The organism is Phormidium sp. CCY1219, assembly GCF_035615515.1.
Lineage (GTDB): Bacteria > Cyanobacteriota > Cyanobacteriia > Cyanobacteriales > Laspinemataceae > CCY1219.
The window spans coordinates 1-8,863 of the sequence record NZ_JAJENT010000727.1; the positions used below are offsets into that span (position 1 = coordinate 1).

The 8,863-nt window shown below is 49.3% G+C and carries 8 protein-coding genes; 6 read left to right on the forward strand and 2 right to left on the reverse strand.

The window, feature by feature from the left end; all coding sequences use genetic code 11:
• Positions 1-179: 179 nt before the first annotated feature.
• Both LKK83_RS21940 and LKK83_RS21945 read right to left on the reverse strand, forming a co-directional pair.
• Positions 180-368 carry a DDE transposase family protein gene (locus LKK83_RS21940; protein WP_324633485.1) on the reverse strand — a complete coding sequence of 63 codons (189 nt, stop codon included), beginning with the start codon at positions 366-368 and terminating at the stop codon, positions 180-182.
• 160 nt (positions 369-528) lie between these two features.
• Positions 529-1,410, reverse strand: coding sequence for a prohibitin family protein (locus LKK83_RS21945; protein ID WP_324633486.1), 882 nt, complete (start codon positions 1,408-1,410; stop codon positions 529-531).
• 860 nt (positions 1,411-2,270) lie between these two features.
• Between LKK83_RS21945 and hpsE the strand changes: the two genes are divergently transcribed.
• The 6 genes from hpsE to LKK83_RS21975 all read left to right on the forward strand — a co-directional run bounded on the left by hpsE (position 2,271) and on the right by LKK83_RS21975 (position 8,609).
• The gene (gene hpsE / locus LKK83_RS21950) at positions 2,271-3,254 is read left to right on the forward strand and encodes a hormogonium polysaccharide biosynthesis glycosyltransferase HpsE (RefSeq protein ID WP_324633487.1); all 984 of its coding nucleotides are present in this window, start codon (positions 2,271-2,273) and stop codon (positions 3,252-3,254) included.
• A gap of 8 nt (positions 3,255-3,262) precedes the next feature.
• Positions 3,263-4,345 (forward strand): nitroreductase family protein, encoded by a 1,083-nt coding sequence (locus LKK83_RS21955; RefSeq protein ID WP_324633488.1) that lies wholly within the window; start codon positions 3,263-3,265, stop codon positions 4,343-4,345.
• The gene (locus tag LKK83_RS21960) at positions 4,335-5,498 is read left to right on the forward strand and encodes a polysaccharide pyruvyl transferase family protein (RefSeq protein ID WP_324633490.1); all 1,164 of its coding nucleotides are present in this window, start codon (positions 4,335-4,337) and stop codon (positions 5,496-5,498) included. Before LKK83_RS21955 ends, LKK83_RS21960 begins: the two co-directional genes overlap by 11 nt.
• A 269-nt stretch (positions 5,499-5,767) precedes the next feature.
• Positions 5,768-7,069, forward strand: a complete 1,302-nt coding sequence (locus LKK83_RS21965) for a tetratricopeptide repeat protein (RefSeq protein WP_324633492.1) — start codon at positions 5,768-5,770, stop codon at positions 7,067-7,069.
• Entirely contained in the window at positions 6,961-8,172 is a 1,212-nt protein-coding gene (locus LKK83_RS21970; protein ID WP_324633493.1) for a CHAT domain-containing protein, read from the forward strand. The genes LKK83_RS21965 and LKK83_RS21970 overlap by 109 nt, the downstream gene beginning before the upstream one ends.
• On the forward strand, positions 8,169-8,609 hold the full coding sequence (locus LKK83_RS21975; protein ID WP_324633494.1) for a hypothetical protein: 441 nt from the start codon (positions 8,169-8,171) through the stop codon (positions 8,607-8,609). Before LKK83_RS21970 ends, LKK83_RS21975 begins: the two co-directional genes overlap by 4 nt.
• Positions 8,610-8,863: the final 254 nt, after the last annotated feature.

Here is an 8,863-nt window from a genome sequence, read left to right on the forward strand (position 1 = left end):
GCTCAGCCTGGGAACGGCCCTCCCGAGGCTCCGCCTCCCTCACTCGCGCCGCAAAATAATTGACCCCGATGGACTCGTTCCCAGGCTCAGCCTGGGAACGGCCCTCCCGAGGCTCCGCCTCCCCCACTCGCACCGCAAAATAATTGACCCCGATCGCGGTTAGTTGAGCGGCGATGGTATTACATCGGTTTGCATTTCCCCGCCCGAATCAATCCCACTCGACGGGCGATCGCTTCTCCCGGGGAATCAAACGGTCCCCATTTTTCCAGGATGTCTGGGGTTTCCTTGTCCTCGACTTGGGCGATCGGCACAATATCGCAAGTTCCCCCTTGCCGCTTGACAATATAGCATGTTTGTGTATTGTCCATTCTCACCTCCAACCATTTTCCATCCACCATTTTACTCCCCCAGTGGATGGGTGCGGCACCCCCCAGGGTCGATTTCTCCTCGTTCCCCCCCCCTGGGGGGAACGCCGCGATCGCCGTTCCGCAATACCGTGACCACGGCTGGAAAACCCCTAGATTCTCCCTAGGGTTTCACCGTCACTGGGAACTGAGCCTCACGGGTGGAATCTCCCATAAAAATAATCTTCGCATTCTCGGAATTCGACAGCTTATCTGTGGCTTCGATCCGCTTCCACTCCAGGAACTTCGGGGTGATTCCTTCCGCGACGATTTGCTGGAAATCGGCAATTCCCTCCGCCTCGATCCGCTTGCGTTCCGCTTCTTGGCGCTCTTTTTCCAAGATGAACTGCATCCGCTGAGACTCCTGCTGCGCTTGCAACTTTTCTGCGATCGCTGCTTGCAGGGTATCCGGAAGCACCACATCGGTTAACAGCGCCTCCTCTACCACAAATCCCAACGGCGTGAGAGAGGCGCGCAGTTGTTCGCGCAATTGCGCCGTCACTTCATCGCGGCTTTCCGTATAAACCGCTCTAGCGGAATAGTTGGAAGTAATTTGGCGAACAATGGAACGAAAGCGGGAAGTGACAATTTCCGTCTCGTCAGTGCCGATGGTTTCGTAAATATCTGCAGCAACTTTCGGATCTAATTTGTACTGCAGGTTCACTGCTAGGGTGACGCTGACTCCTTCAGAAGAAGTAGCGGTGACGGTTTCTCGGATATCGCGCATGCGGGTGGAAAATTTCACCACCCGCCCGAAGGGATTGACCCAATGCACTCCGGGAGATAGACTTTGTTGCGACACTTTGCCAAATACTTCTAAAACCCCAATCGTCCCCGTGGGGATAATCGCAAAGGTTTTCAATAAGGAAGCACTCGCCGCAATAATACCGATGAGCAGCGCCACCGTGCGGATGGTGTTTCTCTGCTTTTCATCCGCTAATTTTGGCCCGACAAGGGCAACTAAAATCGAAAGGAGACTGGTTAGGGTTGTGGCAATAAATGTCATGGACTTACCTCAAGAAACTGAGAGAAGGGGACAGGATTGAATCGATGTTGTTCGGTGGTCCGCATGCGCCTGATTGACGATTCATTTTCTCCTAGGAGAGAGATGTCGGTTAAAGAAACCATAGCTGGTGCTGTTGTTTCACCCGTTTTTCTGGGTGTTCCGGAAACCTCTCCCCCCCCTCAGCTCCCACCCATTCCCCTGCTACCACCCTCGTGCAATGGGTAAATTGTATCACTTGTGGTTTTTACTTTGTATAAAAAACCACAAGTTTGGAAAAGGTAGGGTGCGGGAGGCGGTTCGCCCCATCTGCGATCGCATCCTCCCCTCTTTTTCGAGAAAAAGCATTATCGATACCCTCGACCATCGTATTTTTTTATCGGCAAAATATTTCCCCATCTCCGCTTCATTTACCCCCGTTCGGATTAGCGAGTGGTAAAATTTTCACTTGCATTTTTGCCTAGAATTTACCACCAGATTATTGAGCTGGACAGAGATTTCTATCATACCCGCTTTAACGGCATAACAGCTTACTCATTGGATGCTATACTACAGGGTTGCATTTTTGTCAAGTGCGATGAATACAAAATTAGCCCACCCTCTCCTGAAAATCAGCTAAATTTATGGGATTAGGCGGTTAAGCATTTATGGGTGAATTTTGAGGGGTTCGGGACTTTACTTTTCTTGAATGTAAACTTTTGTTTCAAGGTTCAGCATTTCTGGGTAAGACTTGCTAAAATAACCATGCTGGCTAACCGTCAAAAGTGGATAATCATTTTGCACAGATGAAACAAGCCGACATGCTTGTTTTGTCTTCCGGGTGACAGGGGGAATTTTAGATCGGAAAAAAGTGGCTCAAAACTATGGTTGATTTTACAGTTGCTATTCGGGCTTACAACGCAGCAGACCGTTTGCCTGAGATTTTGGAGAAACTAAAAATCCAGGTAGGCACCGAAGAAATTGACTGGGAAATTGTCATTGTCGATAACAATAGCCAGGACAATACCGCTCAAATAATCGCTGACTACCAATCGAACTGGCAAGAAAAATTTCCTCTCAAGTATTTTCTCGAACCTCGGCAAGGATCCTCAATTGCCAGACGAACGGCAATGGAAAAAGCCCAAGGGTCTTTCGTTGGTTTTTTGGATGATGATAACTTGCCGGCACCAGACTGGGTTGAACGGGCGTATGCGTTTGGGAAATCACATCCCAAGGCGGGTGCTTATGGCGGACAAATTCACGGTCAATTTGAAGGTGAACCGCCGCAAAATTTCAAAAAAATAGCAGTATATTTGGCCGTTGTCGAACGAGGTAAAACAGCGTTTTGCTATAACGAACACAAGCAAAACGTTTTGCCACCTGGAGCTGGAATTGTTATTTTAAAAAAAGCATGGCAAGAAAGCGTTCCCAAAAATTTATTCCTGACTGGACCGGCGGGAAAATCCTTGTCTCTCAAAGGAGAAGACATGGAAATTTTATCTTATCTGCAAAATGCCGGATGGGAAATTTGGTACAACCCGGACATGAATCTCGAACACCAGATACCTTCTTGGAGATTGGAGCGGGATTATTTAATCTCCCTGGTGCGTGGTGCGGGGTTAAACCGACATCATATTCGGATGATGAGATTGAAGTCTTGGCAAAGACCTTTGGCATTTTTAACCTATCTAGTTAATGATTCCCGGAAAGCTCTAGTTTACTTTCTGCAAAACGCTAATCGGCTAAAAACTGACACGGTAGCGGCTTGTGAAATGGCACTTCTGTTAAGCATTTTAGCGAGTCCATTTTATATCGGCAAAGTCAAGTTATTGAAAAAACAATCTCAATCTAAAGAGTTGCAAGGATGAATTAATCGATGAAAGACAAAATTAAATCAATCATCCCAGAGTCGGGTCTCACCTTCCTCAAGTCAATCTCGGATAGACTCGAAAAAGGTGTGTTGAGTTGGGTGGTGAAGTCAAGAGTTTTGAGTGCGTTTTACTATGCCTTGATTTCCAATAAGTTTAGCCGCGAAAATCAGGCGGTGATTTATGGTAAACTAAAATATTATGAAGAGCTGCAATCGAGTTTAGAGAGTCAATATCTCTTAAGGCGAAATATTCATCGTCTGGAAAAAGGGATTATTATGAAAAATCGGCGGGATGTGTTTGCGGTTGATTATATTGAGGAAACCGTGGAATGTTACGAGTATGCGGTGTTAAGCAAAAACAAAGATATTTCGGATGCACCTGAATTGCAATGGGCGAATGATGTGCTAGACAATTATTTTAGTATTGTGGCGTCTCATCCAGGGATTGACCGGGCGAAAAATAGATTTTTGGCACTCTGTAGTCAATCCCAAGAGGGAACCAAGCGCATTCCCTATAAGCGAGAACTGAGCAATCCACCGCCTGTTGCTTATGAAGAGTTTTTGCAACTGTCACATCGACGGCGATCGGTGAGGTGGTATTTGCAAAAAGCCGTTCCCCGGGATTTAATCGATCGCGCAATTTTGGTCGCAGCACAATCGCCAAGTGCCTGCAATCGCCAACCGTTTGAATTTCGGATTTTTGATGAACCCGAAATGGTCAAGACAGTGGCATCAGTTCCCATCGGAACGAAAGGGTTTAGCCATAATTTCCCGGCTGTTGTGGTCGTAGTTGGCAAACTCAGAGCTTATTTTAGAGAAAGAGATCGTCATGTGATTTATATTGATGCAGCATTGGCTTCGATGTCGTTTATGTATGCGTTAGAAACCTTGGGTCTCAGTTCTTGTCCGATTAACTGGCCCGATATAGAATCCTACGAAAAAAGGATGTCAAGGTTGCTTAACTTAGAGCCAGATGAGCGGGTGATTATGCTCATTTCTGTGGGCTATCCCGATCCGGATGGCATGGTTCCCTATTCCCAGAAAAAATCACTGGATTTACTTCGGAGGTATAACTCAAATGAAATTTGAAATTCTCGGCGTAGATTTCATTAATAAAGGCGGCGAATTAATGACCCATGCGGTGGTGCAACATTTTTCTAGTTTGGAAAAAAATGACATCGTAGCCGCCCATCTGCGAATGGGAAATTTTAAACAAAGGGAAGAAACTGGGTTATATCATTTAACCTGGGCTTATGTGGAAAAAGTGCCTGCGCTTGGCCCGATTATCAATGGGTTTAGTGGTGTGCTACCGCCACAATTACGCCACTCTTTGAAACTGATTACAGCAGACGAAGTGGGGGCGGTTTTAGATGCATCTGGGTTTACATATAGCGAACAACAGGGAGCCAGGATGATAGAAATCATGGCGAACCGGATTGCGCGGCGGAAACAAGAAGGGAAAAAGATTATCTTGTTACCTCAAGCGTTTGGACCGTTTAAGTCCCAGCGGGTTAAAAACGCTTTTATCCAGATACTAGAACATTCCGACTTGATATTTGCCAGAGATGAGGTGTCTTATCAATACCTGCAAGAAATTAAAGAGTTGGCAAAGCATTGTCCGCTCATCAAAATTGCACCGGATTTTACCAACCTAGTTAAGGGAAAAGTGCCGGAATACTTTCCTACAAATTCGCGGAAGGCTTGCATTGTTCCCAACTATCGCATGGTACAACGAACCAGCAAAGAGGTTAAAGGTAAATACCTGGAATTTTTGGAGTGCTGCATTAAGTTTCTCCGCGAAAAAAAACTCGAACCCTTTGCGTTAATTCACGAAACCAGCAAAGACTACGAACTGGCTTTGCAACTGCAAGAGCGAGTGGGAGGAACCCTGGAAATTATTCAAGAACCATCCCCTTTACATATTAAAGGAATTTTGGGCAATTCCTTTATCGCGATCGGGTCTAGATTTCATAGCTTGGTGAGTACCCTGTCTCAAGGCGTGCCTTGTTTGGGTACCGGCTGGAGTCATAAGTATCAAATGCTCTTTGATGACTACAACTGTCCGGAGTGTTTGATTTCTCCCGTGGACTCGGAGGAGAAAATATATAAGGCTCTGGAGGCTATCATCGAAGAACCGAGTCGTGGGGATATTATGCGTCGATTGAAGACAGCAGGTGAAGCACAAAAAAAACTCACTTCCCAGATGTGGCAAGAGGTGGAGCGCCTTCTTGCGGAGGATTGAAATACCGCCGAGGCAAACCTGAGCCATTTTGAAGCGGGCGATCGCAATCGCACTTGGGCAAACCTTAGCGAAGCCATGCCCGAAGCCGGCTATAGTCCGCCTTTGCAGACTATTACCTGGTTCCCCGGCTAGAGCCGGGGAACCACCCACGCGAGGCTCCACCTCCCCGGGAATCCAGGTACCGAATGGGCACCCGAACTGAGTGAATTGCCTATTTTCCATTGCCCACCCTATAATTAAACAAACCAGAGTCCAAAGGAGAGGAGCCGATGTTCCGCAGGATATGGCAGGCACTTGTGCGGCTGTGGCGGCGCTGGTTTGGTTCCCCGGAACCGCCACCGCCACGGAAACCGCCGCAACCCACCCGCACCGATGCGGAGTGGGAACAGGTATTTTTGCAGGTACTCGAACAAGTCCACAACGGCGCGAGTCGCGTACACCTGCGCGGCTTTTTTATCGTCCACAACATCCGCGAAGCCGAGTTGCTGGAGTGGTTTCGTCACTTTTGCAGCACCCTGGAACACTCCGAAGCCCCGAATGTAGAACTGGGACGGCGACTGCTGCAACTGAGTCAACTGGATATGGCAGAACTGTCGCAACTGGCGGGACAGATGGGGCGGAAGCTGCAGGGGACAGAAGTGCCGCCACCCCCTCCGCCACCTCCCCCCCCACCTCCCGGAACCTCACCAAAGGTCAACCTGGAAATCAGTGGAGAGGCAAAAGCGTGGTTCAATCGAGGGCTTCAGTTATACTTGGCCGGGAAGCTTCCAGAAGCGGTAGCTTGTTTGGATAGGGCGATCGAGATTGACCCGAACTCTGTATTATTATGGACATGTAAAGGTGAGGTGCTATATCATCTAGGGCAATACTCGCAAGCGGTAGCTTGTTATGACCGCGCGATCGAGATTGACCCGAACTGCTACCTCGCCTGGAATAGCAAGGGCACCGCCCTCAGGGACTTAGGGCAATACTCGCAAGCGGTAGCTTGTTTTGAGCGCGCCATCGAGATTGACCCGAACTCCCACGACGCCTGGAATCGCAAGGGCATCGCCCTCAGTGACTTAGGGCAATACTCGCAAGCGGTAGCTTGTTATGAGCGCGCCATCGAGATTGACCCGAACTTCCACGACGCCTGGAATGGCAAGGGCAACGCCCTCAGTCACTTAGGGCAATACTCGCAAGCGGTAGCTTGTTGTGAGCGCGCCATCGAGATTGACCCGAACTACCACGATGCCTGGAATGGCAAGGGCATCGCCCTCAGTGACTTAGGGCAATACTCGCAAGCGGTAGCTTGTTATGACCGCGCCATCGAGATTGACCCGAACTACCACCTCGCCTGGAATGGCAAGGGCATCGCCCTCAGTGAATTAGGGCAATACTCGCAAGCGGTAGCTTGTTATGACCGCGCTTTAGCACTCACCCAGGAGCAATTTTGGCAAGCATGGGCAAATGTTTGCAGTGGATGCGGCAAAATCGCTATCGGCGGCAAACTCCCAGCGCCAGCTACGAAGACATGCAGCAGTTGCTCGATCGCGATCGCGCTTTGCTATACTGGCATATCAGCCCGGTAGCTCTCACTACGTTCTTGCTGAAATCCGGGGAACCGATGGAGGTGCGAACTCTAAACAGCCGCCAACTCCTGCAGTTCGAACAGTGGATGACCCGGTGGCGGGAGGGGTATGGCGAGTATGGAAAAGCCAGCAAAGGCACATCGACCCCAGGGGAGGGGGAAACCCCGCAGCAGCGGAATATCCCCTGGCGCAAGACAATGGGTGAGGCGCTGGGGGAACTCTCTCACCTGTTGCAGGTGCAGCAGTGGTTGCCCCTTCTCACCGATGTGTCTCGTCTGATATTGATTCCCCATCGCGACTTGCATCTGTTACCCTTAGAGTCTTTGTTCCCCGGATTCTGCTGCACCCGTCTCCCCAGCGCCCAGGTGGGGTTGCAGTTTCCCGCCGGGGAGGGTTCGCCCACCACCCTGCTGCTGGTGGAAAATCCGGAACGCAGCCTATTTGCCTCCATTGAGGCGGCGGCGATTTCGCGAGAATATACCACCAGGCGCGCCGCACCGGTTACGGAAGCAACGGTGAAGCAGGAACTGCGGGCCGGGGCGGATATTTTCCACTTCACCGGGCACGCCTATCACGATAGCACCCAAAGCGATGCCTCTTGCTTGCTTCTCCCCGAAAATCAACGGCTCACCTTAAGAACGTTGTGGGATTTATCCCCCTTACCTCCCTATTCTCTGGTGTCCCTTTCCGCCTGCGAAACCGGCATGACGGGCACAAAGGATTTAATCGATGAATTTATCGGCTTTCCCAGTGCGTTTTTGGCCAACAAAACCCGCTATGTTCTCAGCAGTCTTTGGCGAGTGGAAGATATTTCCAGCGCAATTCTGAAAATAGTATTTTATCAGCATTTCCACAGCGGCGTCCACCCTTCCCTCGCCCTGCAGCAGGCGCAGAATTGGCTGCGAAATGCCACCTATGCCGACTTGGGGACATTTTACGCCGAATTGCTGGCCAACTTGCCCCAGGAATGGGACCGAGACAGTCGGTTTTTCTTGGACATGGAAACCCAACGAGTGCAAGGCAAATTTGATACAATAAAAGAGCCGCCCTATAAACATCCTTATTATTGGGCGGGATTCACCCTGCATGGCGATTCAAGATGATGAAACCTACTGAATTGAATTTATCCGGAACTCCCGCAGAACTCACCCTGAAAGCATTTTATCTGGCGTTGTCGCGCTACGAGTCCCCCCTCCCTGCGGCACAATGCGATCGCATTCAGGAGATTGCCCAGAGGATAAAAGGGGGGGACAAGGAGGCAATTTCTCAACTCCGTATCCTGGCGGAAAACAATGAGGAATTTTACCCGATTTTCCAACAAGCTTATTTGGATTTGCGGGAGTTAGATGCGGAACAAGAACGGGATAAGTGTTTGCCCAAGCTCGAGGAAAATGAGCCATTTTGGCAACCGGATGGCATTTTGGAAAATCTGTTAGCTGGTAATTCTCAAGACCGTGTTAAACAAGACCGGGAGTCGAAAGGAGGCGGTTTTCTGCGCTGGTTGAGTCGAATTGAAATTAAAATTCGCATCAAATCTTAGAATAGTTAGCCCGCCAGGGACTAAAAGTCCCTGGCTAATAGCTAAAGTCGTCTAAAGACGACTGGTAAGCAAGGGTGTCTATTCGGTACATTTATTGGCTAGGAGGCGGTAGCTTTCGTGGGGTGCTTCTGCTGAGCCTGGGAACGAGTTAAATGAGTTTAAATGATGTTAAAAATAATTAGTCCGCGAAGGCGGATTTGGTTTGCAAAGGCGCAATTTCAATTGCCCGCTTCCGATTCTTCTTCGATTAGTCC